This is a genomic window from Streptomyces sp. NPDC056161 (assembly GCF_042268025.1).
GTDB lineage: Bacteria > Actinomycetota > Actinomycetes > Streptomycetales > Streptomycetaceae > Streptomyces.
This window is the reverse complement of sequence record NZ_JBHJUV010000002.1, coordinates 144,593-169,069: the sequence shown is the minus strand read 5'-3', so window position 1 is coordinate 169,069 and position 24,477 is coordinate 144,593. Positions and strand designations below refer to the sequence as shown.

21 protein-coding genes and 1 pseudogene are annotated in these 24,477 nt (G+C 73.1%); 10 read left to right on the top strand and 12 right to left on the bottom strand.

From position 1 onward, the window contains the following. Positions 1-5 precede the first annotated feature (5 nt). Positions 6-1,424 carry an FAD-dependent oxidoreductase gene (locus ACFC09_RS02690; protein ID WP_376523616.1) on the bottom strand — a complete coding sequence of 473 codons (1,419 nt, stop codon included), beginning with the start codon at positions 1,422-1,424 and terminating at the stop codon, positions 6-8. Positions 1,425-1,468: 44 nt separating this feature from the next. Further along, on the bottom strand, positions 1,469-2,536 hold the full coding sequence (locus ACFC09_RS02685; protein WP_376523159.1) for a DUF4349 domain-containing protein: 1,068 nt from the start codon (positions 2,534-2,536) through the stop codon (positions 1,469-1,471). Positions 2,537-2,868: 332 nt separating this feature from the next. On the opposite strand from ACFC09_RS02685, the gene hemG reads away from it, so the two are divergent. Then, positions 2,869-4,302: a protoporphyrinogen oxidase gene (hemG, locus tag ACFC09_RS02680; protein ID WP_376523157.1), complete on the top strand. Its 1,434-nt coding sequence runs from the start codon at positions 2,869-2,871 to the stop codon at positions 4,300-4,302. A 97-nt stretch (positions 4,303-4,399) separates the two neighbouring features. Next, on the top strand, positions 4,400-5,131 hold the full coding sequence (gene hemQ / locus ACFC09_RS02675) for a hydrogen peroxide-dependent heme synthase (RefSeq protein ID WP_376523155.1): 732 nt from the start codon (positions 4,400-4,402) through the stop codon (positions 5,129-5,131). 177 nt (positions 5,132-5,308) lie between these two features. Here hemQ and ACFC09_RS02670 read toward each other — a convergent pair whose 3' ends face one another. The 10 genes from ACFC09_RS02670 to zapE all read right to left on the bottom strand — a co-directional run bounded on the left by ACFC09_RS02670 (position 5,309) and on the right by zapE (position 17,108). After that, positions 5,309-6,961 carry an alpha/beta hydrolase gene (locus tag ACFC09_RS02670; RefSeq protein ID WP_376523153.1) on the bottom strand — a complete coding sequence of 551 codons (1,653 nt, stop codon included), beginning with the start codon at positions 6,959-6,961 and terminating at the stop codon, positions 5,309-5,311. A 135-nt stretch (positions 6,962-7,096) separates the two neighbouring features. Next, positions 7,097-7,882: a TIGR04222 domain-containing membrane protein gene (locus tag ACFC09_RS02665; RefSeq protein WP_376523150.1), complete on the bottom strand. Its 786-nt coding sequence runs from the start codon at positions 7,880-7,882 to the stop codon at positions 7,097-7,099. A gap of 114 nt (positions 7,883-7,996) precedes the next feature. Further along, a complete protein-coding gene (locus ACFC09_RS02660) occupies positions 7,997-9,301 on the bottom strand; it encodes a DUF692 domain-containing protein (RefSeq protein WP_376523148.1) in 1,305 nt (434 codons plus the stop codon). Positions 9,302-9,643: 342 nt separating this feature from the next. Then, entirely contained in the window at positions 9,644-10,378 is a 735-nt protein-coding gene (locus ACFC09_RS02655; RefSeq protein WP_376523146.1) for a peptidyl-tRNA hydrolase, read from the bottom strand. A gap of 63 nt (positions 10,379-10,441) precedes the next feature. Then, complete coding sequence (locus tag ACFC09_RS02650; RefSeq protein ID WP_376523143.1) at positions 10,442-10,624, bottom strand: hypothetical protein; 183 nt, start codon at positions 10,622-10,624, stop codon at positions 10,442-10,444. A 19-nt stretch (positions 10,625-10,643) separates the two neighbouring features. After that, positions 10,644-11,489, bottom strand: a complete 846-nt coding sequence (locus tag ACFC09_RS02645) for a polysaccharide deacetylase family protein (RefSeq protein ID WP_376523141.1) — start codon at positions 11,487-11,489, stop codon at positions 10,644-10,646. 536 nt (positions 11,490-12,025) lie between these two features. Then, positions 12,026-13,063, bottom strand: coding sequence for a slipin family protein (locus tag ACFC09_RS02640; protein ID WP_376523138.1), 1,038 nt, complete (start codon positions 13,061-13,063; stop codon positions 12,026-12,028). Between the two features lie 100 nt (positions 13,064-13,163). Beyond that, a complete protein-coding gene (locus tag ACFC09_RS02635; RefSeq protein WP_376523135.1) occupies positions 13,164-14,624 on the bottom strand; it encodes a SulP family inorganic anion transporter in 1,461 nt (486 codons plus the stop codon). An 8-nt stretch (positions 14,625-14,632) separates the two neighbouring features. After that, entirely contained in the window at positions 14,633-15,211 is a 579-nt protein-coding gene (locus ACFC09_RS02630) for a carbonic anhydrase (RefSeq protein ID WP_376523132.1), read from the bottom strand. Between the two features lie 796 nt (positions 15,212-16,007). Next, the gene (zapE, locus tag ACFC09_RS02625; RefSeq protein ID WP_376523130.1) at positions 16,008-17,108 is read right to left on the bottom strand and encodes a cell division protein ZapE; all 1,101 of its coding nucleotides are present in this window, start codon (positions 17,106-17,108) and stop codon (positions 16,008-16,010) included. 37 nt (positions 17,109-17,145) lie between these two features. Between zapE and ACFC09_RS02620 the strand changes: the two genes are divergently transcribed. The 8 genes and pseudogenes from ACFC09_RS02620 to ACFC09_RS02585 all read left to right on the top strand — a co-directional run bounded on the left by ACFC09_RS02620 (position 17,146) and on the right by ACFC09_RS02585 (position 24,361). After that, positions 17,146-17,997 (top strand): pyrimidine reductase family protein, encoded by an 852-nt coding sequence (locus tag ACFC09_RS02620; RefSeq protein WP_376523127.1) that lies wholly within the window; start codon positions 17,146-17,148, stop codon positions 17,995-17,997. 155 nt (positions 17,998-18,152) lie between these two features. Beyond that, positions 18,153-18,626, top strand: coding sequence for an indole-3-glycerol phosphate synthase (locus ACFC09_RS02615; RefSeq protein WP_376523125.1), 474 nt, complete (start codon positions 18,153-18,155; stop codon positions 18,624-18,626). A 248-nt stretch (positions 18,627-18,874) separates the two neighbouring features. Then, a complete protein-coding gene (murC, locus tag ACFC09_RS02610; protein ID WP_376523122.1) occupies positions 18,875-20,260 on the top strand; it encodes a UDP-N-acetylmuramate--L-alanine ligase in 1,386 nt (461 codons plus the stop codon). Positions 20,261-20,280: 20 nt separating this feature from the next. Then, positions 20,281-20,688, top strand: a complete 408-nt coding sequence (gene msrB / locus ACFC09_RS02605; protein ID WP_376523119.1) for a peptide-methionine (R)-S-oxide reductase MsrB — start codon at positions 20,281-20,283, stop codon at positions 20,686-20,688. 146 nt (positions 20,689-20,834) lie between these two features. Further along, on the top strand, positions 20,835-21,161 hold the full coding sequence (locus ACFC09_RS02600; protein ID WP_376523117.1) for a hypothetical protein: 327 nt from the start codon (positions 20,835-20,837) through the stop codon (positions 21,159-21,161). Further along, on the top strand, positions 21,158-21,643 hold the full coding sequence (locus tag ACFC09_RS02595; RefSeq protein WP_376523114.1) for a hypothetical protein: 486 nt from the start codon (positions 21,158-21,160) through the stop codon (positions 21,641-21,643). The genes ACFC09_RS02600 and ACFC09_RS02595 overlap by 4 nt, the downstream gene beginning before the upstream one ends. 51 nt (positions 21,644-21,694) lie before the next feature. Beyond that, positions 21,695-21,840: pseudogene (locus ACFC09_RS02590) on the top strand (peptide-methionine (R)-S-oxide reductase); the annotation flags it as partial. Between the two features lie 304 nt (positions 21,841-22,144). Continuing rightward, on the top strand, positions 22,145-24,361 hold the full coding sequence (locus ACFC09_RS02585) for an MMPL family transporter (protein ID WP_376523111.1): 2,217 nt from the start codon (positions 22,145-22,147) through the stop codon (positions 24,359-24,361). The last annotated feature ends 116 nt before the right edge of the window (positions 24,362-24,477 follow it).

Here is a 24,477-nt window from a genome sequence, read left to right as displayed (position 1 = left end):
TGCGTTCAGCGCGCCGGGGCATCACCCGCGGCCACCTTCGCCACCTTCGCCGCGGCCTTGCGCGCCGCCACCAGGACCGGGTCCCACACCGGGGAGAACGGCGGCGCGTAGCCCAGGTCGAGGGCCGTCATCTCCTCGACCGTCATCCGCGCGGTCAGTGCCACCGCGGCGATGTCGACCCGCTTGGCCGCGCCCTCCCCGCCGACGATCTGCACGCCGAGCAGGCGGCCGGTGCCGCGTTCGGCGAGCATCTTCACCGTCATGGGGGCGGCGCCGGGGTAGTAGCCGGCCCGGCTGGTCGACTCGATGGTCACCGTCTCGAACCGCAGGCCCACCCGGCGCGCGTCCTTCTCACGCAGTCCGGTGCGGGCGATCTCCAGGTCGCAGACCTTGCTCACCGCGGTGCCGACCACACCCGGGAAGGTGGCGTAACCGCCGCCGACGTTGCTGCCGATGATCTGGCCGTGCTTGTTGGCGTGGGTGCCGAGGGCGATGTGCCGTTCCTGGCCGGAGACCAGGTCCAGCACCTCGACGCAGTCACCGCCCGCCCAGATGTTCCGGTGGCCCCGGACGCGCATCGCGAGGTCGGTGAGCAGCCCGCCGTGGCGGCCCAGGGGCAGCCCCGCGGCCCGCGCGAGCGTCGTCCGAGGGCGCACGCCGATCCCGAGGACGACCACGTCGGCGGGGAACTCCGCGTCCTCGGTCGCCACCGCCCGCACCCGGCCGTCGTCCCCGGTGAGCAGCTTGGTGACGGGCGCGTCGTCGACCATGGTGATGCCCAGGCCCGTCATGGCCCGGTGCACCAGCCGGCCCATGTCAGGATCGAGTGTCGACATGGGCTCCGCGCCCCGGTTGACGACGGTCACCGCGTAGCCGCGTTTGATCAGCGCCTCGGCCATCTCCACGCCGATGTAGCCCGCACCGACGACGACCGCGCGGCGGCCCCGGGTGCGCGCCAGGGTGTCCAGCAGGGCCTGGCCGTCGTCGAGGGTCTGGACGCCGTGCACCCCGGGGGCGTCGACGCCCGGCAGGTCCGGGCGGAGCGGCGTCGCACCGGTCGCGATCACCAGTTTGTCGTACGAGGTCCACGACTCGGCGCCGGAATCGACGTCACGCGCGCGTACCCGCTGCCGGTCCACGTCGATCTCCGTGACCTCGGTGCGCATGCGCAGGTCGATGTGGCGCGCGCGGTGCTCCTCGGGCGTGCGGGCGATCAACTGGTCCCGCTCGGGCACGTCACCGCCCACCCAGTACGGGATGCCGCACGCGGAGAACGACGCGAAGTGACCGCGTTCGAACGCCACGATCTCCAGTTCGTCGGGCCCCCGCAGCCGGCGCGCCTGCGACGCCGCGGACATCCCCGCGGCGTCACCGCCGATCACGACCAGCCGTTCCGCCCCGCCGCGCGCCCCGCTGATGTTCATGGTCATGCGAACACGCTACGGGGCACGGGACCGGTACGGCCCGCTCAGCTCCGGTCGCCCGCTCGGCCCCCGTCGTCGGCTCGGCCCTCGTCGCCGTGCGCCCGGCCGGCCGCGTCCACGGCCACCGGGGGTGCCGTCGGCAGCGGGCCCAGGGCGGTCGTGACCGGCGCCGGGGCGGCGCGGCGCGACAGCCGGGGGCGGACGGCCCGCAGCCACCCGAGGACGAGCAGCGCCGCCACGGCCACGAAGGGCAGCGCCGCGCCCAGGGCCAGGGCGATCCAGCGCAGCACGGTGACGAAGACGTGCCAGCCGCCGGACACCGCGTCCCGGAAGCCGGGCCCGTCGTCCGTCCCGTCCTCCTCCGCCGGGGCCTCGGACAGCGTCAGGGTGACGGTGGCCAGGCTCGTGCGGTCCTTCAGGGACGCCTGCTGGGCGAGCAGCGCCTCCAGATCGGCCTCGCGGCTGCTCAACTCCCCTTCCAGGGTGACCACGTCGCTGAGCTTGTCCGCCCGGTCCATCAGGTCGCGGATCCGGGACACGCTGGCCCGCTGCGAGGCGATCCGGCTGGTCACGTCCACGACCTGGTCGGTGACGTCCTCGGCGCGCGCGGTGCGCCGGATCAGCTCGCCGCTGCCCTGGAGGCGGGCGAGGACCTCGTCGTAGGCGTCGGTGGGCACCCGCAGGACGACGCGGGTGCTCTCGTGGCCCCGGTCGTCCCGGCTGGTGCTCTCCTGGCCGACGTACCCGCCCGCGTCCTCGACGGCGGAGCGGGCCTGGTCCAGGGCCTTGGGTACGCTCTTGACGCGCACCGTCAGGGCGGCGGTGCGGATGACGTTGCCGACCCCCGGCCGGGGCGCCTCGGTCACGCCGGCGGCGTCCGTCCGGCCGGCCGCGTCGCTCTTGCCGGCCTCGCCGGAGCCGCCGCCACCGGCCGCGTCCCGCTCGGCCACGCTGCCGGCCGCGGCGGCCTTGTCGGCGCTGCCACCCGTGACGGCCTTGTCGGCGCTGCTGCTCGCGGTGTCGGAGGCGCCGCATCCGGTCAGCGCGAGGGTGGCCGCCAGCAGCATCCCGAGCAGGGCGGGCAGTGGGCGTACGGAGTGCGGTGTGCGCATGGGCGGTTCCCCCCAGGGGTCGTGACGACGGATGTTCCTTCGACGCCGCACCCGGCCGGAACGTTTGGCCAAAACGATTCCGGAACGGTCCCGGAGCGATCACGGTCAGGACGCGCGCGGGACACGCGCCCCCGACCCCGGAGCCCCGCCGTCCCGCCCCGGCGGCACAGACGGTTCGACGGGTTGGACGAACGCAGCGAACGCAGCGAACGCAGCGAACGCAACGAACGCAACGAACGCGACAAATGCGATGAGTTCGGCGGACTCGGAGGGTGCGGCGGCGAGGCCCGGTCCCGGGGCGGGCCGTCGGTGGCGTCTGAGAGGCTGGAGCCATGAGCGCATCGGGTACGGGCACGGGGCACGTCGTCGTCATCGGAGCGGGGATCGCCGGGCTGGCGGCGGCCCACCGGCTGCTGGACCGCGGGGCGCGGGTGACCGTGCTGGAGGCGGCGGACCGGGTCGGCGGCAAGCTGCTGCCCGGCGAGATCGCGGGCGTACGCGTCGACCTCGGCGCCGAGTCGGTCCTGGCCCGCCGGCCGGAGGCGGTGGCGCTCGCGCGCGAGGTGGGCCTGTCCGGCCTGCTGCGCACCCCGGCCACCACGACCGCCTCGATCTGGACCCGTGGCGCGCTGCGCCCCATGCCCAAGGGGCATGTGATGGGCGTCCCCGGCACGGCGTCCGCGCTGGCCGGTGTGCTGTCCGAGGAAGGAGTCGCCCGCGTCGGGCGCGAGGCAGGGCTGCCGCCCACCGAGGTCGGCGACGACGTGGCGGTCGGTGCCTACGTGGCCGCCCGGCTCGGCCGCGAGGTCGTCGACCGCATGGTCGAACCCCTGCTGGGCGGGGTGTACGCGGGCGACGCGTACCGCATCTCGATGCGCTCGGCCGTCCCCCAGCTGTTCCAGGCCGCGCAGACCCACGACTCGCTCACCGAGGCGGTCCGCGGCATCCAGGCGAAGGCCGCCGCGCACCAGCAGACCGGCCCGGTCTTCCAGGGCGTCGAGGGCGGCGTGGGCCGGCTGCCGCTCGCCGTCGCCGAGACCGTGCGGGCCCGGGGCGGCGCGGTGCTGACCTCGACACCGGTGACGGAGTTGCGCCGGGAAGCGGCCGGCGGCTGGCGCGTCGTCGCCGGCGACCGGGTGCTGCGCGCCGACGGCGTGGTGGTCGCGGTGCCCGCGCCCGCCGCCGCCCGGCTGCTGGCCGCCGAGTCCCCCGGCGCCGCCGCCGAGTTGAAGGCCGTGGAGTATGCCTCCATGGCGCTGGTCACCCTGGCCTACCGCCGGGACGCCGTCGCCCTTCCCGAGGGCAGCGGCTTCCTCGTGCCCCCGGTCGACGGGCGCAGCATCAAGGCGTCCACCTTCGCCTCCCAGAAGTGGGGCTGGATCGCCGAGCAGGACCCGGACGTGATGGTGCTGCGCACCTCCGTCGGGCGGTACGGCGAGACGGAGATCCTGGGCCGCGCGGACGCCGACCTCGTCGCCCTCTCCCGGCAGGACCTGCGGGAGGCCACCGGTCTGGCCGCCGAGCCCCTGGAGACCCGGGTGACCCGCTGGACCGACGGCCTGCCCCAGTACCCGGTCGGCCACCACGCGCGCGTGGCCCGCATCCGTGAGCACGTCGCCAAGCTCCCCGGCCTGGCCGTGTGCGGCGCCCAGTACGACGGCGTGGGCATCCCAGCCTGCGTCGCGAGCGCCGCCGCGGCCGTGGACCGGATCGCGGGCGACCTGCGTACCCTCACGGACGCCGGAGCGGAGCAGGCCGGGCCCTGAGCGGAGCAGGCGGGCCCTGAGCGGAGCCGACCGGACCCGGTGCCGTGCAGGCCGGACCCGGTGCGGCCGGCGCGGGGCGGAGCGGGAGAATGGACGCATGAGTGACGACGCCCCCACCACCGAGTCCGGCAGGATCCCGAACAAGGGCAAGCTGGCCAAGGACCTCAACGAGGTCATCCGCTACACGCTGTGGTCCGTCTTCCGGCTGAAGGACGTGCTGCCCGCGGACCGCACGGGCTACGCCGACGAGGTCCAGGAGCTGTTCGACCAGCTCGCCGCCAAGGACGTGACGATCCGCGGCACCTATGACGTCTCCGGGCTGCGCGCCGACGCCGACCTGATGATCTGGTGGCACGCCGAGACCAGCGAGCAGCTCCAGGAGGCGTACAACCTCTTCCGCCGCACCAGGCTGGGCCGCGCGCTCGACCCGGTGTGGTCGAACATGGCGCTGCACCGCCCGGCCGAGTTCAACCGCGCGCACATCCCGGCGTTCCTCGCCGACGAGACGCCCCGCACCTACGTCAGCGTCTACCCGTTCGTGCGCTCCTACGACTGGTACCTGCTGCCCGACGAGGACCGCCGCCGGATGCTCGCCGACCACGGCAAGATGGCCCGCGGCTACCCGGACGTGCGCGCCAACACGGTCGCCTCGTTCTCCCTCGGCGACTACGAGTGGATCCTGGCCTTCGAGGCCGACGAACTGCACCGCATCGTCGACCTCATGCGCCATCTGCGCGGCTCCGAGGCCCGGCGGCACGTCCGCGAGGAGGTCCCCTTCTTCACCGGGCGCCGCAAGGAGATCGGCGAACTGATCGAGGGGCTGGCGTAACGCGCGGACGCACCGCACCGCCGGGAACACCGCGGCGCGCCCCGCGGAGCCCGGACGCACCATCAGGGGTGCTCGCGCGGCCTCGCCCCCGGCGACCCTGGCCGCAGCCCGGGTCCTGCCTCCGGCGTCCGACCCTGGCCGCAGCCCGGGTCCCGCCCTCGGCGTCCGCGCCCGCCCTCAGGGGCGTTCGGCCTTGCCCTTCAGCGCGTCGCGCAGTGACTGCCGCTGTCCGGTGCGGTCGGCCGGGGTACGCGGCTCGGGCTCGGGGCGCGGCGCGCACGCCGCGCGCCGCCCCGGCACCCGGCCCTCCAGCAGGTACGCCTCCAGATGGGCGTTCACGCACGGGTTCGACCCGCCGGCGATCCCGTGCGTGCCCGCGTCCCGCTCGGTCACCAGGACCGAGCCGGCCAGCCGCCGGTTCATCTCCAGCGCCCCGCCGTAGGGAGTGGCCGCGTCCCGCTCGCCCGCCAGGATCAGCGTCGGCGGCAGCTCGCCAGGCCCGGTCCGCACGTCGAGGGGCCGTTGCCGGGGCACCGGCCAGTACGCGCACGGCAGGTTGGTCCACACGTTGTCCCAGGTCTCGAAGGGCGCCACGCGCGCGAGCCGGGTGTTGTCGCGGTCCCACACCGCCCAGTCCGTCGGCCAGGGCGCGTCGTTGCACTCGACGGCCGTGTAGACCGCGTCGGCGTTCTCCGCTTCGGCGGCCGTCCCGTCGACCGGCGCGGCGATCCCGACCAGCGGCTTCGGGTCGCCCTTGAGGTACGCGGACAGCGCCGCGGCCCGGCTCGGCCAGAAGTCGTCGTAGTAGCCGGCCATCAGGAACGCGCCCTGCAACTGGCCCGGCCCGACCTTGCCGTCCGCGGGCTCGGCGGAGAGCCGGGCCCGCGCCTTCTCGTAGCTGATCCGCACCTGTTCGGCCGTGGCACCGAGCCCGTACACGTCGTCGTGCCGGGCGATCCAGTCACGGAAGTCCGTCCAGCGGCTCTCGAAGGCGGCCGACTGCTCCAGGTTGGCGCGGTACCAGATCTGCGCGGGGTCCGGGTTCACCGCCGAGTCCAGCACCATCCGCCGGACGTGCCCGGGGAACAGCGTCGCGTACAGGGCGCCGAAGTAGGTGCCGTACGAGGCGCCCATGAACGTCAGCTTCTGCTCGCCGAGCGCGGCCCGCAGCACGTCCAGGTCACGGGCGTTGTTCAGCGAGTTGTAGTACCGCAGGGCGCTGCCGGACCGTTCGGCGCAGCCGCGCGCGTACGTCTTCGCCTCGGCGACGCGTTCCTGCTTGTACGACTGCGAGGGGTGCGTCGGTGAGGCCGCCGGCCCCTTGCGGAAGCGCTCGGGTGCCTGGCAGGACAGCGGCGCCGAACGGCCCACCCCGCGCGGGGCGTAGCCGACGAGGTCGTACGCGGCGGCGATCCGGCGCCATTCGGGCAGCACCCCGATCACCGGGAAGTACAGTCCGGAGGCGCCCGGTCCGCCCGGGTTGTAGACGAGGGCGCCCTGCCTGCGCACCTTGAGCTTGCTGTTGTGCGGGTCCTTCTGGGTGGCCCGCGCCCGGCTGACGGTCAGTTCGATCTGCTTGCCGTCGGGGTGCGCGTAGTCGAGCGGAACGCTGACCGTGCCGCACCGCAGGCTCGCCGGCGCGTCCGGTTCGGCGGAGCACTTCCCGAAGTCGATGCCCGCGGCCCGGGCGCGAGCGGCGGCCACCGAGGCGCCGCGCGCCTCGGCCGCGGCCGGCGCGCCGGTGGCACCCGGAGCGCTGCCCGCGGGGGCGGCGGCGAGGGCGGTCAGGAGCAAGGATCCGGCAGCCGAGCAGAGGGCGGCAGCTTTCATCGGGTATCCCTTCGGAGCGCGGCAGCACCGTCGCTGCGGCGACAAAAGGGATGTTTCGTTCGTGGTGCGGCGAAGGCAAGCACCGTCCGGCGGTGTCGGCGTCAATGCTCCCCATGCGCCCCCGGAGGGCTCGCTTCACTCCCGCCGCGGCCGGTCGCGGTGGGCGAGGGCGGCCCGTAGCTCGGGCTCGCCGATCGCACGGACGCCGTGTACGGCGACGGAGATCAGGTAGGTGTGCTCGTCGCCCGCCCCGCCCGACTGCCGGGCCAGCCTGCCCAGCATCCGCTGCCCGGCGGGGGAGGCCCACCGGGAATAGGGGGGCGCCTCGACCCGGGCGAGGGCCAGGCAGCTCAGGGTCACGGTGAGCGGCAGGGCGAACCACAGGGCGATCAGGTGACGGGAGGTCCCGGCGGGCGCGGGCGGCAGCAACGCGACCGTACCCAGGGCCGGCACCGCCACCGCGGCGGCGCGCACCCGACGGACCCCGGCCGCCACCGTCGTACGGGCCCCGTCGGGCACCGCGAGCCCCGCGCGGACGAGCCCGTCGGCCAGGCTCCGCACGGCGTCGGCGCCCGCGGCGGCGGAGCGCACCGGCGCGATGCGGGACTGCCCGTCCGGGCCGATGGCGCCTATCACCGACCGTTCCATGTCGTCCCGGCCCCGCGGGTCGACGACGGTCGCCCAGCCGGTGTGCGCGAGCAGCAGCCGTCGCTGCCGCGCCATGGCGACCAGGGTGAGTTCGGCGACCCGGGCGGGACCGCCGGACAGGAACGCCGCCTCGTACAGGGTCAGGCCGCGCTCCCGGCGCACGGTCACGGTGTGCGGGGCGGAGCCCGCGGCACGTACGGCGGCCAGGCTCAGCCGGGTACACGCCGTGCCGGCCGTGGCCCAGGCCAACAGCAGGAGAAGCACCCAGAACATGACGTGTTTCTATGCCAGGGGCCTGTGGAACACCATGGCCGCGTCGTCAACGGCACGCGGCGTTGCATGTCCGCGACGGTCCAGTCCGCGCAGGTCGGGTCAGGGCACGGGCTGTCAGCCGCGTCGCGCCAGCACCCTCCGCGCCGCCCGCCCGACCCGGGCGACCGGCCGCCCCGACCGCGGCGCCGGGCCCGACCGCTCCCGCCACCACCCGCGCAGCTCCCGCCGCACCTCCGCGTGCGCGGGGTGCCGCTCGCGCAGCAGGTGCGCCACGAAGTCCAGCGCGTCCCGCCGGTAGCCGGCGGTCATCGGCTGCCCGTGCGCATAGCCGAGGAACGCCGGGCGGTAGCGAGTCCCCAGGATGCGCGGCAGTTCGGGCGCCACCTTGGCGACCACGTCCGCCCGCTTCGCGGCGAGCGCCCGCGCCTGCACCCCCATCCGTACCCGGTCGAACCCCTCGGGCAGCGGAGTCCCGGCGACCAGCGCGGACAGCACCGCCGCCTGCGCGAGCGCGACCCGCTCCCGGGCCGGCTCGCCCGCTTCCTCCACTCCCGCTCGCGCCACCGGCGGCGGCCCGGCGCAGGCCAGGTCCGCGCCGCCCTCGTCCACCGCCGTCCGGATGGCGGCCAACTCCCGTTCCAGCTCGGCCGGTTCGGGGAAGTTCTCGTCCCGCTCCAGCAGCACCCCGGGCGGCCGAATGCGGGAGGCGAGGTCGGCGAGGATGTCGAGGACCTCGCGCGGGACCGGGTGGGCGTGACTGTCGTGCCACACCCCGTCGCGGGCGAAGCCGCCCGCGACGTGCACGTACGCGATGGCCTCCAGCGGCAGTTCGGCGAGCGCCTTCGCCGGATCCTCGCCGCGGTTCACGTGGTTGGTGTGCAGGTTCGCCACGTCGATGAGCAGTCGTACGCCGGTCCGGTCGGCCAGTTCGTACAGGAACTGCCCCTCGGTCAGCTCCTCGCCCGGCCAGGAGATCAGCGCCGCTATGTTCTCCACGGCGAGCGGCACGGGCAGCGCCTGCTGCGCGCGGCGCACGTTCGCGCACAGCACGTCGAGGGCGTCCCGGGTGCGCGGTACGGGCAGCAGGTGGCCCGCCTCCAGGCGCGGGGAGGCGGTCAGCGGGCCGCCCGCCCGGACGAACGCGATGTGCTCGGTGACCAGCGGCGCGTCCAGCCCCGCGGCGCGTTCGGCGAGTGCGGTCAGCCGGTCCTCGTCGGGCCGGTCCGCGCCGCCGAGACCGAGCGAGACACCGTGGGGGACCACGGTCACCCCGCGCTCGCGCAGCCGCCGCAGCGAGGCGGGCAGATGCCCGGGGCACACGTTCTCCGCCACGACCTCGACCCAGTCGATGTCCGGCATGCGTTCGACGGCGTCCGCGATCTCCAGCCGCCAGCCGATCCCCGTACCCAGTTGCCGCATCGCCCGTCCCCCTCCGTGCCGTTCCGCTGCCGCGGTGGCGTGCCGGAGGTATGGCCCGCACGGCCGGGCGCGAATCCCCCTCCCGGCTTCTTCAGAGCAACATTTGAGGTTGCGGCGGGGACCGGCGCCATGGGGCCGGAACGGGGCCGGAACAGGGCCGCAGGACACGTGGTCGGTGGGTCGGGCGGACCGACGCGACCGCGATTCCGGCCCCACGACCCGGGCCGCCGCATCCAGTGCCAGGTGCCACGGGCACCCGTCGGGCCGACCTTGTCCAGGCTGACTCGGTACGAAGCCGCACCTGGCCGGTCCGACCGATCAGGCAGGTTCCGGTCGGCACCGTCACCGTCTGCGCAACCGTGGTGCGAAGCGGGTGCCCCCCTCCGCCGCGACGGTCAGTCCGGGAGCGATCTCCGTGAACCCCGCGTCCCGTACCAACGGCAGTTCGCTGACCGTCAGTTCGCGCCAGTCGGCCGGGTCCGCGGTCCGTACGGACAGCGGGAAGCCCGCGTCCCGCCAGTCGGCCCGCTCCGCGTCGGACAGCTCCCACCAGGCGAGCTGGGCGCCGTGCCCGGCCTGGGCCATCGACTTGCCCGCCGACATGTCGACACCCGGGTTCAGCCACAGCACGGGGTACGCCGGGTCCGGGCCGGCCGGCGGCTCCGGCTCGTCGAGTTCGGTGCCGGACACCTGGAGCCGGGCCAGGTCCTTGGGCCAGCCGTCCAGCGGAACGGGCGGGAAGACCCGTACCTCCGCGGACTTCCCGGTGACGGTGATGCCCGGCAGCGCCTCGGCCCGCCGCCACTCGGCGCCCCTGGCCCGCCGCACCACCTTCCGGATCCGCGCGTCCTGCCAGTCCCGTACCGCCTGTGCCCACTCGCCGTCGCCCAGCGCCCGCTCGTCCGCGAGCAGCACGAGCACCGCACGGGCCGCGGTCTCCAGGGCGTCGGTGCGCGCGGGCGGTGCTCCCCGCTCGATCCGTACGACCAGGGGCAGCACGAACTGCGGGGCCTCGTCGCGCGGGGTGCGCTCGGTACGGAAGGGGGCGGCACCGGGGGAGTCAGGAACATCGCTCACGACAGCCCACCTTACGGCGCCGCGCGGCGGTGCCGCCGTGGCCCGGTGCCCGCCGCCCGCCGGTCATCCGGAGCAGGCGGTGCGCTGTGCCTCCTGCCACTCGCACACGGGGCACAGCGTGGTGCCCGGGTGCGACCGCGGGTACTCGGTCGGCTCGCGGCACAGCACGCACTCCGCGTACGGCGGACCACCGGCCGGGGCGGGCCGGTCGGGGCCGGTGGTCGGGCAGGGTTCCTCGTCGGTCATGCCCTCCAGCGTAGGCCGGTCAGCGGCGCCGGCCGGTCGCCGAGATCAGCGCGGAGACCTTCGCGAACTGGAAACCCCGCTTGCGCAGTTCCGGCACGATCGTCCGTACGACCTGCTCGGTGGTCGGCGCGGCGCTGCGGGTGCAGTGCATGACGACCACCGACCCCGGCTGCACTCCGTCCAGCACCTGCTTGGCGACCGCGTCGGCGTCCGTCGCGAACGCGTCCCCGCTCACCACGTCCCACTGCACCGCCGTGACCCCGAGCCCGCTCAGGGCGCGCAGCGCCTGCTGGTCGTAGCAGCCGCCGGGGAAGCGGAAGTACGGCATCGGGTGCGGCACGCCCGCCGTGCGCAGGGCGGTGTACGCCTGCTCGACGTCCGCGCGCATCCGGTCGGCGGAGACGGTGGGCAGGCCGTAGCAGTCGGCGGTGAAGGCGTAGTGGCTGTAGGAGTGGTTGGCGACCTCGAACAGCGGGTCGCTGCCGATGGAGCGGGCCTCGGCCGGGTACTGCTCGGCCCATCGGCCGGTCATGAACACCGTCGCCGGGACCTTCAGCGTCCGCAGCGTGGCGATGAGCTGCGGGTTGTCGAAGTGTTCGCCCGCCGCGGCGCGCGGCCCCTGGTCGGCGGTCATGTCGGCGTCGAAGGTGAGGGCGACGGTCTTGCCCTGGGTGCGCGGGCCGTTCATGAAGACCGGCGTGAGACCGCCGGGGCCCGGGGTGAGCGTGGGCGGACGCGAGGCTGAGGAGGGGGTGGACCGCGCGGTGGCCGGGCCGGCGGTGTGCGGGGGCTCGGCTGTGCCGCACGCGGCGAGGACTGCGCTCAGGGCGCAGACGGCGGCGACTCGGCGTACAGAAGTGAACACGGTATGAAGATATGACTTAGAAAAGGGTGTATTGGATGACTTGGCTTGTGAAGTGCTTATATGTCACCCGCCCGGCCTTGCGCGTCCGATCACTCGCCCGACCCGCAGGGAACTGGTTCGCGCGGCCGGGCACACCGCCGTCCGGAGCTGCATGCCCCCGTCCGGAGGGGCGTGCCTTGTCGGGAGGGGCGTGCCCCTGTCGGGAGGGGCGTGCCGCCGCGGGCCCGCCCGTGCCCGCACCACCCGGACGGTCCCTTGCGCGTGCGTGTGCCCCGCCAGGGCTCCGTGTCCGGTGCGGCCGGGTTGCTCCGACCCGCGTCCTCGCCCGGCCCGCCCGGCCCGCCCGGCCCGCCCAGCCTGCCGGGCCTGCCGGGCCTGTTCGATCCGCCAGGTCCGTTCGTTCCGGCAGGTTCGTTCGGCCCGCCAGGTCCGTTCGTTCCGGCAGGTCCGTTCGGCCCGCCAGGTCCGTTCGTTCCGGCAGGTCCGTTCGCCCGGCGGCCCGGCGGGCCCGTCCGGCTCATGGCCGTAGCCGCCGGTCAGGAGGCCGGAGGGCCGGGTGTGGTCACCGGGGGCGTGCCGGAGGCCGGCTGCGGCGGCGGGGGAGGTGCGGTCCGGTCGCCGCCGCGCGGTGGGGGCGGCGCCTCCTCCGGAGGCGCGGTCGCCGGGGGGCCCGCCGGGTGGGTGTGGCCGTCCGTGGAGCCGTCCCCCGCGGGCGCCGACGCGGTGTGCACCGGTGCGGTGTGTGCCGGTCCGGTGGTCGCGGGCTTGGCGGGCGGGGGCTCGGTGCCGTGCGGGGCGGCTTCGCCGACCGCGGGCTGCTGGGCCTTCTCCAGGAAGCGCAGCAGCTCGACGGGGAAGGGCAGCACCAGGGTGGAGTTCTTCTCGGCCGCCACCGCCACCACCGTCTGCAACAGCCGCAACTGCAATGCGGCGGGCGTGTCCGCCATCTGCTGAGCCGCTTCCGCGAGCTTCCTGGACGCCTGGAGTTCGGCGTCGGCGTTGATGATCCGGGCCCGGCGCTCACGGTCCGCCTCGGCCTGCCGCGCCATGGAACGCTTCATCGTGTCGGGCAGGGACACGTCCTTGATCTCGACCCGGTCGATCTGCACACCCCAGCCCACGGCCGGGCTGTCGATCATCAGCTCAAGGCCCTGGTTGAGTTTTTCGCGATTGGACAGCAGATCGTCGAGGTCGCTCTTGCCGATGATCGAACGCAGCGAGGTCTGCGCCATCTGGGAGACGGCGAACCGGTAGTCCTCGACGTTGATGACCGCCGCCGTCGCGTCCATGACCTTGAAGTACACGACCGCGTCGACCCGGACGGTCACGTTGTCCCGGGTGATGCCCTCCTGCGCGGGGATCGGCATCGTCACGATCTGCATGTTGACCTTGCGCAGCCGGTCGACCCCCGGGATCACCATGGTGAAGCCGGGCGTACGGGCCGGGTCCAGCACCCGCCCGAGCCGGAAGACCACGCCGCGTTCGTACTGCTTGACCACTCGGGCCGCCGCGGCCAGGTAGACCAGGCCGACGGCACCGAGTCCCACGAGGGCTCCCACCAGTTCCTGGAGCATGACGACCTCCCTCGGTCAGAGGTCTGTTCGTCCACTCCTGCAACGATATGCCCGGTGTCTGGTCCGGGGCCACGCCCCTGCCCCGGACCAGACCGGCGCGTTACCGCGCCGCCGTGAGCCGTACCGGCTCGGTCCCGGACTCGCTGTGTCGCTCGGCCCAGGTCTCCAGCGCCAAGCGGCAGGCATGGTCCAGGTGGTGCAGGCCGGACAGGTCGAGCCGGACCGGCCGGTCCTTGGGCAGCGACTCCAGGCTGTCGAGGATCTTCGGCAGCCGCAGGAAGGTCGCGTTGCCCGACAGATACGCCTCGACCGGGCCCGCCCCCTTGTCGACGAACTCCAGCTTGACGTGCGAGGACTCCCACGCCGTCTTGACGATCGCCAGCGCCAGGCCGATGATCACGCCCTCGAACATGCTGATCGCGACGATCGCCACGGCCGTGACGATCACGATCAGCGCCTCGCCCCGGGACTCACGCCACAGCACGGCCAGCGCCCGCACCGGGATGAGCTTGGCGCCCGAGTACACCAGGATGCCCGCGAGGGCCGGGATCGGGATGTAGCCCAGCACACCCGGAAGCAGGGCCGCGAACAGCAGCAGCCAGCCGCCGTGCAGCACCCGGGACGCCTTCGTACGGGCGCCCGCCTGCACGTTCGCCGCACTGCGCACGATCACCGCGGTCATCGGCAGTGCGCCGAGCAGCCCACAGATCGTGTTGCCCGCGCCCTGGGCGACCAGTTCCTTGTCGTACTGGGTGCGCGGCCCGTCGTGCAGCCGGTCCACGGCCGCCGCGCTGAACAGCGACTCGGCGGACGCGATCAGCGTGAACGCGACGATCGTGCCCAGCACCCCGAGCCCGGCGAGTTCGCCGAAGGCGCTCAGCGGCGGCGGCTGGACGGAGTCCAACAGCCCCTGCACCTCGACGGTGGCCACCGGCAGGTCGAGGACCAGCGCCGCCAGCGCGGCCAGGCCGACCGCGGCGAGCGGGCCGGGCACCGCGCGTATCTTCGCGGGGACGAGCTTCCAGAGGACCAGGACCGCGACGGTGCCCGCGCCCACGGCGAGGGAGGCCAGCGCGCCCGTGTCGCCGAAGGCGTCCACGAGCGCCCCCGGGAGCCCGGCTATCTTGCCGGGACCCGAGGCCGGGGCCTGAGCGGCCAGCGCCGGATACAGCTGCCCGGCGATGAGCACCAGACCGATACCGGCCAGCATGCCTTCCACGACCGAGACCGAGATGGCCCGGAACCAGCGCCCGAGCCGCAGGGCGCCCATCGCCATCTGGAGCACCCCGGTGACGAGCACGATGACGCCGAGCACGGGCAGCCCGAACTGGTGCACGGCCTCGAAGACCAGCACGGTCAGGCCGGCGGCCGGACCGGAGACCTGGAGGCTGCTGCCGCGCATCAGCCCGGTGACGAGACCTCCGACGATGCCGGTGACCAGGCCGAGTTCGGCCGGTACGCCGGAGGCGACGGCCACGCCCACACACAGCGGGAGCGCGACCAGGAAGACGACGAGGGAAGCGGTGAAGTCCTGCTTGAGATGGGGGAATTTCTTGGTCACGGTGCCGCTCACAGTGCCTCGAAGGTGTCGGTCGTGGCGACGTGCGCCCGGACCGCGCCGGTGTGCACCTCGTAGTACCAGGCGTGCAGGGCGAGCCGCCCCTGGGCCAGTTTCTCGGTCACGCACGGGTACGAGCGCAGTCGCAGCACCTGGGTCAGGACGTGGCTCTGCACGCCCTCGGCGACCGCGGGGTCGGCGGCCGCTCCGGCCGGGCGCGGGGTCGCGTGCGCCAGCCAGTCGCGCACGGCGGGTACGGCGGTCAGGTCGTCGCCGCGCACCAGCGCGCCGACGGCACCGCAGTGGGAGTGACCGCAGACGACGACGTCACGGACGCCGAGCACCTCGATGGCGTACTCGATGGTGGCCGCCTCGGCGGTAGGGGTCGATGAGACGTACGGCGGGACGATGTTTCCGGCGGTGCGCAGTTCGAACAGCTCACCGGGGCGGGCGCCCGTGATCAGGGCCGGAACGACCCGGGAGTCGGAGCAGGTGATGAACAGGACCTGCGGCGACTGGCCTTCGGCGAGTTTGGCGAACTCCTCAGGGCGCTGTCCGAAGGTACGGGCGTTGTCGATGAGGGGTTGCATGGTGTCTTGATTCCTCCTGGCGCGCCATGACGGCGCGTCGGGCTTGCGCGACGGTTGTGGGGGGTGGGTGGGGGCTGCCGGTCCCTCAGCAGAGGAAGACCTGAAGTGCCGCCGGAGTGTGGGCTCTCAGGGCTCTTGAGAGGTGGTGCCGTGGCGCGCCGGACGCGGTCTGCGGGCGTGCGGTCGCCGTGTGACGGGCGGGAAGAGGGCGTTCGTTCGCCCATCCCGGGGCGGTGGTTCGCCGGTGGTCACGGGCGTGTGGCGGACCGGGTGGTTCCGCGGTGTGCCCGGTGACGCGGTACGTCACCGGGCCGAGAGGCGCCTGCTGCCCGGAAAGCTCAAGTCCGGGATCAGCCTTGGCCTTTACATGACGGAATGTGTGCGCGGATGCGAACGCATCCGCGCACATGAAGAACTGTAGGGCGAGCAGCACGGCGGCGAGGGGTGCCAGCGCACGCCGGGCCGCTTTACCTCGGAACATGCGCCCCCTCTCGGCAGTCCACGCCTCTAGTACGTACCAAGCATTGGTCAATGGATGGTCAAGAAACACATTAACCCTGCAAAGTTGCTTGCAGGGTTAACTCCGCGTTTCGAGCCCAGGAGAGCGTGAAAAATGCGGGTAGCTGGCGCGAACCCGGTACTTGACCCGCGGGCCTTGATCGTCTAGAGGACGCGCCGCGCGTGCCGGACACCGGGCCACCCCGAGAAGACGGGTGTCCCGGGGGCCAGGTGGCGGGGCGGGATGACGGGGGTCAGGTGGCGGGCGAGGTGTCAGGGTCGCCCCGAGGCCCGCGCGTCAGGCCGCCACGAGGGGCTTCGCGTCCCGGGTCAGCGCGGTGAGCCGGGATATCGCGCGGAAGTACTTCTTGCGGTAACCGCCGTTCAGCATCTCCTCGCTGAACAGCACGTCGAAGGGCAGCCCCGAGGCGAGGACCGGCACCTCACGGTCGTAGAGCCGGTCCGCGAGGACCACGAGGCGCAGCGCCGTGGCCTGGTCGGGCACCGCCCGCACACCGGTGAGGCACACCGCCCGCAGGCCGTCGGTCAGCGCCCCGTAGCGGCTCGGGTGCACCTTCGCGAGATGGTCCAGCAGCCGCGGGAAGTCGTCGAGCGAGGCGCCCTCGGTGGCATACGCCGTCTGGGTCACCTGCGCGTCGGTGAACGGTGCCGGCGCCTCGGGCAGACCGCGGTGGCGGTAGTCCTCGCCGTCGATGCGCAGCGGGCGGAAGTGGGCGGACAGGCCCTGGATCTCCCGCAGGAAGTCGACGGCCGCGAACCGGCCCTCGCCCAGCTTGCCCGGCAGCGTGTTGGAGGTGGCGGCGAGCGCGACGCCCGCGTCGACAAGCCGGCCCAGCAGCGTCGACACCAGGACCGTGTCACCGGGGTCGTCCAGCTCGAACTCGTCGATGCACAGCAGCCGGTGGCCGCTGAGGGTGCGCACCGTCTCCTGGAAACCGAGGGCGCCGACCAGGTTGGTCAGCTCGACGAAGGTGCCGAACGCCTTGAGCGCGGGCTCGGCCGGCGCGGCGTGCCAGAGGGAGGCGAGCAGGTGGGTCTTGCCGACGCCGTACCCGCCGTCGAGGTAGACGCCGCGCGGTCCGGCCGGGACCCGGGCCGCCCTGGACCTCCCGAAGCCGAGGAACCCCCGCCTGCCGCCGCCGGACGGGGCCCCGCCGAGACCGGCCGCGAAGCCCTCCAGGACCCGTACGGCCTTGGTCTGGCTGGGCTGGTTCGCGTCCGGCAGGTAGGTGGCGAAGCGGACCGAGTCGAAGCGCGGCGGCGGCACCATTTCGGCGACCAGCCGGTCCGCGGGGACGCGCGGCTCGCGGGCGCACAGGGACAGCGGGGCCGCGCCGGCGGCGGAGCGGGGCCGGGAGGCGGCGGTGGAGGACGACACGGTTACTCATGTTAAGCGCCGTGCCACACTGCACCGCATGCGACGCCTGTTCCCTGTGACCGAAGAAACAGCAGCCCAGGCCCTTGCCGCGGACGCCGGACGGGAGAGGGAGGAGGGGACCGGCGGCCCCGCGTCCGGCGGCGCGGGCGATCTCGCGGACCGGGAGTGGAGCCTCCCCGAACTGGCCGCCGCGTACGCCTACCCCGAGCCGGCCCGGCGCGGCCACACGGCCTGGCTGCGGGCCAACATGGTGTCCACACTGGACGGCGCCGCCCAGCACGAAGGGCGCTCGCAGCCCATCTCCGGACCGGCCGACATGCAGATCTTCGGTACGCTCCGGGCCCTCGCGGACGTCGTGGTCGTCGGTGCGGAAACGGTACGCCAGGAGGGTTACCGGCCGGCACGCGCGCGTGCCGCGTTCGCGGCGGCCCGGGAGGCGGCGGGGCAGGGCCCGGCCCCGGCGATCGCGGTCGTCAGCGCACGTCTGGAGCTGGACTTCACCCTCCCGCTGTTCACCGCGCCGCTGGTGCCCACCCTGGTCCTGACCGGCGCCGCGGCGGCCCCGGACCGGATCGCCGCCGCCGAGCGCGCGGGCGCCCGGGTGGTGATCGCGGGCGACGGCGCCGAGGTCGATCCGGCCCGCGCGGTCCGGGCCCTCGCCGGCCTCGGTCACACCCGGCTGCTCACCGAGGGCGGCCCCCGGCTGCTCGGCCGGTTCGTCGCCGCCGGGGCCCTGGACGAGCTGTGCCTGACGCTCGCGCCGATGCTCACCGCGGGTGATGCGCAGCGCATCGCCGGCGGTTCTCGGGTGGCCGTGCCCCGGCGCTTCGAACTCGTGTCCCTGCTGGAGGAGACCGGATATCTGTTCGCCCGCTACCAGCGATCCTGAAAACAGCGGAATGTGTCGTTCCGTTTAGCTTCCGCCGGGCACACTGAATCCGGCAGGACCCGCGCGGACACGGGGCAGGATGGTTTCCGCAGGGCCTGGTACGGCCCACGGAGGACAGAGGACCAGAAGGGTCCTCGAAGGAGAATGGGGCGCTGGTGTTCACAAGCGTATTGATGATCGAGAAGGCCCTGACGTCCGCCGACGTGGAGTTCGTCACCACCTTGCACGGAGACGAGGCGGTCTCCTTCCACGTGCTGCTCCAGCCGCGCGGCGACCAGGCCGACCGGCTGCTGCGTGCCATCGACGACATCGCCCTCGGCGAACTCGACGACGCCGCCCGCGAACGGGAGACACCGGAGGGCGACGCGGCGAAGGAGCCTGCCGAACAGGCGCTGGAGGTGTCCCTCACCGCGCTGCGGTCGGCCGGCGGCCAGGCCGACGGCCGGCTGGTCGAGGCCCATCCACTGGACGCCCTCAAGTCCCTCGTCGAGGAGGTGGGGGCCGACGAGGTGATCGTCCTCACCGACCCGCACTACGTGGAGGAGTTCTTCCACCGCGACTGGGCCTCGCGGGCCCGGCACAAGGTGGGGGTGCCGGTGCTGAAGCTGTTCTCGCACAGCAAGGCGTAGCGCCGCCGCTCGGGCATGCGAAAGCCGAGCGGCCAAGCCTCGGTTCACCCCGGCCCACCCAGGCCCCGCGCCCGTTCGAGCACCTGGGTGGTCGGCCCCGGCCGAGCCGTGTACCACCATCCGGCGGATCCGCGGACCGATGCGCCCCGCGCCCCCGAAGGGCACAGTCCACGCCAAGCAATAGGCTTGGGAGCGCGTTCCCCGCGGGGCGCGCTCCGTCGACGTATCGCACCTGGGAGAACACGCGCATGGCAGCCGGCCTTCGTACCGCCATGGACCGACCGCACTTCATCGGCATCGGCGGCGCCGGGATGTCGGGGATCGCGAAGATCCTCGCGCAGCGTGGGGCCAAGGTCGCGGGGAGCGACGCCAAGGAGTCGGCGACCGCCGAGGCCCTGCGGGCGCTCGGGGCGACCGTGCACATCGGGCACGCGGCCGAACACCTCGCCGACGACGCCGACTGCGTGGTCGTGTCCTCGGCGATCCGCCCGGACAACCCGGAACTGGTCCGCGCCGCCGAACTGGGCATCCCGGTGGTCCACCGCTCCGACGCCCTCGCCGCCCTGATGGACGGCCGCAGGGCGATCGCCGTCGCCGGCACCCACGGCAAGACGACCACCACGTCGATGCTGGCGGTGGCGCTGACACGGCTCGGCCTGAACCCCTCGTACGCCATCGGCGGCGACCTGGACGCCCCCGGCTCCAACGCCCTGCACGGCACCGGCGACATCTTCGTGGCCGAGGCGGATGAATCGGACCGCAGCTTCCACAAGTACACGCCCGAGGTCGCGATCGTCCTCAACGTCGAACTCGACCACCACGCGAACTACGCCTCGATCGACGAGATCCACGAGTCCTTCGAGACCTTCGCCGGCCGGATCGTGCCCGCCGGCACCCTGGTGATCGCCGCGGACCACGAGGGCGCCCGCGAGCTGACCCGGCGCCTCGGCGGTTCGGTACGGACGGTGACGTACGGTGAGCGCGCGGACGCCGACGTGCGGATCCTGTCGGTCGTCCCGCAGGGGCTGACCAGCGAGGTCACCGTGGAGCTGGACGGCGCGCAGCTGACCTTCACCGTCTCCGTGCCCGGCCGGCACTACGCGCACAACGCGGTGGCCGCGCTCGCGGCAGGCGTCGCCCTGGGCGTCCCGGCGCGCGACCTGGCGACGGCACTGGCCGCCTACACCGGGGTGAAGCGCCGCCTCCAGCCGCTCGGCGAGGCGGCCGGCGTGCGGGTCATCGACTCGTACGCGCACCACCCGACCGAGATGACGGCCGACCTGGAGGCGATGCGGGCAGCCGCCGGGGACGGCCGGATCCTGGTGCTCTTCCAGCCGCACCTGTTCTCCCGCACGCAGGAACTGGGCACGGAGATGGGCCGCGCCCTGGCCCTCGCGGACGCCTCGGCCGTCCTCGACATCTACCCGGCCCGCGAGGACCCGATCCCCGGCGTGACCAGCGAGCTGATCATCGAGGCGGCACGCACGTCCGGCGCGGACGTCACCGCCGTCCACGACAGGGCCGGGGCCGTCTCCGTGATCGCGGGAATGGCGAGGCCCGGTGATCTCGTTCTGACCATGGGCGCGGGTGACGTGACCGACCTGGGCCCGCGGATTCTGGACCACCTGTCGTAGCACTGAAGGGGCTGAGGCTCATGTCGTACGACATCGATAAGCCGGACGAGCAGTGGCGAGCGGAGTTGACCCCGGCCGAGTACACCGTGCTGCGCCAGGCCGGCACCGAGCCGGCGTTCACGGGCGAGTACACGGACACCAAGACCACCGGTGTCTACTCCTGCCGCGCCTGCGGCGCCGAACTCTTCACCTCGGACACCAAGTTCGAGTCCCACTGCGGCTGGCCGTCCTTCTACGACCCGAAGGACTCCGACGCGGTGGAACTCCTGACGGACCGCTCGCACGGGATGGTGCGGACGGAGGTCCGGTGTGCGCGGTGCGGGTCGCATCTTGGGCACGTGTTCGAGGGGGAGGGGTACCCGACGCCCACTGATCAGCGGTACTGCATCAACTCGATCTCGTTGCGGCTGGTGCCGGACGAGGGGTGACCGGAAGCCGGCCAGTAGCTCGTGCAGGCCGGCCTGCGGGGGAGCGACATACGTGATCGCTTTCAGTTCCGACTGGTGAAGCACCTGACGAACGACGGTTCCGGTGGTGGCTTGACCCACCGTAATACGCGTCATACGGTGATTTCATGGCGAAGACGCGGATCAGCATCAGCCTCGACCAGGCCCAGGCCGAGCGCATCAGAGGGCATGCCGAGCGGGCGGGCATGGACGTCTCGGCGTATCTGGTGCATGCCGCGACGCGGCAGATGGCCGAGAGCGATGCCATAGAGGAGCAGTTCGCCGACGTGGACGCGGTGATCGCGCGGGCGGAGCGGGAAGCCGGAGAGATGCCAGGAACGCCCGCGGATGCACCCGTCGACCTGACGGAGCAGGAGCGCCGCGAGGTCGAGGAGGCCATCGGTCTCGTGCACGGGCGAGACCGGCAGGGACATCGCCCGGGGCGCGCTGCGTGAGCGCTCGGGTGCCGGTGTACGACACCGGCATGCTCATCGCGCTCGCCGACCGCAAGGCGAAGGCGGTGGCGCTCCATGAAGGGGTGCGGTCGACCCCGCATCGGGCGCTGGTGCTCGGCCCGGTCCTGGCTCAGGTGTGGAGGCCGCGTCCGGCGCTGGTGCACGCCCTGTCCGGAGTGCTCAGTGACTGCGCTGTCCCGCAGGCGCGTACCTCCGAGCCGCCGATACGCGAGACGAAGGCGGGCCGCCCGGAGTGCCTGGCCTGCGCCACGGGTCCGGACCTGGCCGACTGGCGGCGCATCGGTACGTCTCTTGGGCAGGCGGCGCTGCCGGGCAAGAAGCCTCCTGATGCGGTGGACGCCTGGGTGGCGCTGGCGGCAGCGAGGCACGGCAGCGCGGTCATCTTCACCAGTGATCCGGATGATCTCCGCGCCTATCTGGAGGTTCTGGCACCGCCGGACGTGCATGTGGTCGCGGTCTGACGGTACGGCTCGGCACTGGGGCTGTCGAGGCTGAAGTGGTGAATGAGGTCCGGCTGGCCGTCCTTCTACGACCGACGGACTCCGACGCGGTGGAACTCCTGACGGACCGCTCGCACGGGATGGTGCGGACGGAGGTCCGGTGTGCGCGGTGCTGGTCGCATCTTGGGCACGTGTTCGAGGGGGAGGGATACCCGACGCGGTGGTCGGCCGGTCTGGCAAGTCCTCAGCGGTCCGGCGCCCAGTCAGCGGCCGTTCGCGAGGTCGGTGGGACCGGACGGTTTCCCGCCGTCCCACGGGAAACCCACCGCTGTCCGGCAGGCGTACTTCTCGCGGAGCAGGTGTACTCCTCGCGGATGAGGGGCGGACGGCACCGTGGTACCGCTGACCGGGCCTCATTCACCTCCCTGGACTCACGGTTCGGCGCGCAGGCGTTCGTAGCGTGATGCATGGGCCGGAACACGGTCCGCCATCGCCCGCTGCCTGCCTTCCGGGAGTACCTCCGTGGCAACATTTCTCTACCGGCTGGGCCGGTTCTCGTTCCGGCGACGACGGCTCGTCCTTCTGCTGTGGATCGCCGTCCTGGCCGTCGTCGGCCTCGGTGCGGCCGGCGTGTCGAACAGTACGACGGACAGCTTCAGCATCCCCGGCACCGAGTCCCAGCAGGCGACGGACCTGCTGAAGAAGGAGTTCCCGCAGGCGTCGGCCGACGCGGCCACGGCTCAGGTGGTCTTCCAGGCGGCGAACGGGCAGAAGCTGACGTCCGGCGCCCACAAGTCCGAGATCGAGTCCCTGGTCGCGGACCTCGGCAGGGCGCACCAGGTGGCGCAGGTCGCCGACCCGTACACCAGCGGCGCCGTCAGCAAGGACGGCACGATCGCCTATGCGCAGGTGACGTACAGGGTCGCGCAGCCCGAGGTCAGCGACCAGGCCCGTGACGACCTGGACGACGTCGTCGCGAAGGGCGAGCACGCGGGTCTCGATGTCAGCACGCGTGGGTCAGCCGTCGCTCCGGAGGCCCACCAGAGCGCGTCCGAGATGGCCGGCATCCTGATCGCCGCCGTCGTCCTGGTCATCACCTTCGGCTCGCTGATCGCGGCCGGACTGCCGCTGCTGACAGCGATCTTCGGGGTCGGGATCGTGATCGCCGGGATCACCGTCGCGACCTCCTTCATCGACCTCAGCTCCAACACGAGCACCCTGGCGCTGATGCTGGGCCTGGCCGTGGCCATCGACTACGCCCTGTTCATCGTCTCCCGCTACCGGGGCGAGCTGAAGGAGGGCCGCGCACCGGAGGAGGCCGCCGGGCGGGCGCTCGGCACCGCCGGCTCGGCGGTGGTGTTCGCCGGGATGACCGTGGTCATCGCTCTGGTCGGACTCAGCGTCATCGGCATCAAGATCCTGACCGACATCGGGCTCGGTGCCGCGTTCGCTGTGGTCGTCGCCGTGGTCATCGCGCTGACCCTGCTGCCCGCGATGCTCGGTTTCGCGGGTCCGCGGATCGCGGCCGGGAAGTACCGGACGCGCCGGATGCGGGCCGTCGAGCGCGGCGAACGCGAGCCGATGGGCGTGCGCTGGGCGAAGTTCGTCCTGCGCAACCCGGTCAAGGTCCTCGGCGCCTCAGTGCTCGGTCTGCTCCTGCTCGCCGCTCCGGCCCTGTCGCTCCAACTCGGCATGGGCGACGACTCGACCGCCGCCCCCGGCAGCACCCAGCGCATCGCCTACGACACCGTCAGCAAGGGGTTCGGCGCCGGCTTCAACGGTCCGCTGACGGTCGTGCTCGACGCCCGCCACAGCGACGACCCGAAGGCCGCCGCGAAGGACGCGGCCAACTTGCTCGAAGACCTGCCCGACGTCGCCTCCGTGAGCCCGGCCGCCTTCAACCAGACCGGCGACGTGGCCCTGCTCCGTGCCGTCCCCGGCTCCTCCCCGAGCAGTCAGAAGACGGTCGACCTCGTCTCCGAGATCCGCGACCGGAGCGCGGCCCTCCATGACGACACCGGCGCCGACCTGATGGTCACCGGCACCACCGCCCTCAACATCGACATCTCCGACAAGCTGAGCGCGGCCCTGGTCCCGTACCTGTGCGTGGTCGTCGGCCTGGCGCTGATCCTGCTGATGCTGGTGTTCCGCTCGATCCTGGTCCCGCTCAAGGCCGCCGTCGGCTTCCTGCTGAGTATCCTCGCGACCCTCGGTGTCGTCGTGGCCATCTTCCAGAAGGGCTGGTTCGCGGACGTCTTCGGCGTCGACCAGACCGCCCCGATCGTGAGCATCCTGCCGATCTTCATGGTCGGCGTGGTGTTCGGACTCGCCATGGACTACGAGGTCTTCCTGGTGACCCGGATGCGGGAGGAGTACGTCCACGGGGCCGAGCCGCGGGAGGCGGTCGTCGCCGGCTTCCGGCACGGGGCCCGGGTGGTCACGGCCGCAGCGGTCATCATGATCTCCGTGTTCGCCGGGTTCATCTTCAGCGACACGGCGATCATCAAGTCCATGGGCCTGGGCCTCGCCGCCGCCGTCCTCCTCGACGCCTTCGTGGTCCGGATGACCCTCGTACCGGCGGTGATGGCCCTGCTCGGGGACCGTGCCTGGTCGCTGCCCCGCCGGCTGGACCGCATGCTGCCCAACGTGGACGTGGAGGGCGAGAAACTGCGGCACCTGCTCGACGACAACCCCGAGCACACGATGCGGCGCACACCCGAGCCCGCCGGAAGGAGCTGAGCGGACGGCCGTACGATCCGAAGCGGGCGTACCGCCGCCCCCGGCCGTTCCACCAGCACCGCCCGCCGGTCCCTCCTCCCCCCGGGGACCGGCGGGCGGCACCTGCATCGAGAAGG

Coding starts and splice junctions, on each gene's coding strand:
- ACFC09_RS02690 (WP_376523616.1), bottom strand. CDS start 1,424: ATGAACATCAGCGGGGCGCGCGGCGGGGCGGAACGGCTGGTCGTGATC.
- ACFC09_RS02685 (WP_376523159.1), bottom strand. CDS start 2,536: ATGCGCACACCGCACTCCGTACGCCCACTGCCCGCCCTGCTCGGGATG.
- hemG (WP_376523157.1), top strand. CDS start 2,869: ATGAGCGCATCGGGTACGGGCACGGGGCACGTCGTCGTCATCGGAGCG.
- hemQ (WP_376523155.1), top strand. CDS start 4,400: ATGAGTGACGACGCCCCCACCACCGAGTCCGGCAGGATCCCGAACAAG.
- ACFC09_RS02670 (WP_376523153.1), bottom strand. CDS start 6,961: ATGAAAGCTGCCGCCCTCTGCTCGGCTGCCGGATCCTTGCTCCTGACC.
- ACFC09_RS02665 (WP_376523150.1), bottom strand. CDS start 7,882: ATGTTCTGGGTGCTTCTCCTGCTGTTGGCCTGGGCCACGGCCGGCACG.
- ACFC09_RS02660 (WP_376523148.1), bottom strand. CDS start 9,301: ATGCGGCAACTGGGTACGGGGATCGGCTGGCGGCTGGAGATCGCGGAC.
- ACFC09_RS02650 (WP_376523143.1), bottom strand. CDS start 10,624: ATGACCGACGAGGAACCCTGCCCGACCACCGGCCCCGACCGGCCCGCC.
- ACFC09_RS02640 (WP_376523138.1), bottom strand. CDS start 13,063: ATGCTCCAGGAACTGGTGGGAGCCCTCGTGGGACTCGGTGCCGTCGGC.
- ACFC09_RS02630 (WP_376523132.1), bottom strand. CDS start 15,211: ATGCAACCCCTCATCGACAACGCCCGTACCTTCGGACAGCGCCCTGAG.
- ACFC09_RS02620 (WP_376523127.1), top strand. CDS start 17,146: ATGCGACGCCTGTTCCCTGTGACCGAAGAAACAGCAGCCCAGGCCCTT.
- murC (WP_376523122.1), top strand. CDS start 18,875: ATGGCAGCCGGCCTTCGTACCGCCATGGACCGACCGCACTTCATCGGC.
- msrB (WP_376523119.1), top strand. CDS start 20,281: ATGTCGTACGACATCGATAAGCCGGACGAGCAGTGGCGAGCGGAGTTG.
- ACFC09_RS02600 (WP_376523117.1), top strand. CDS start 20,835: ATGGCGAAGACGCGGATCAGCATCAGCCTCGACCAGGCCCAGGCCGAG.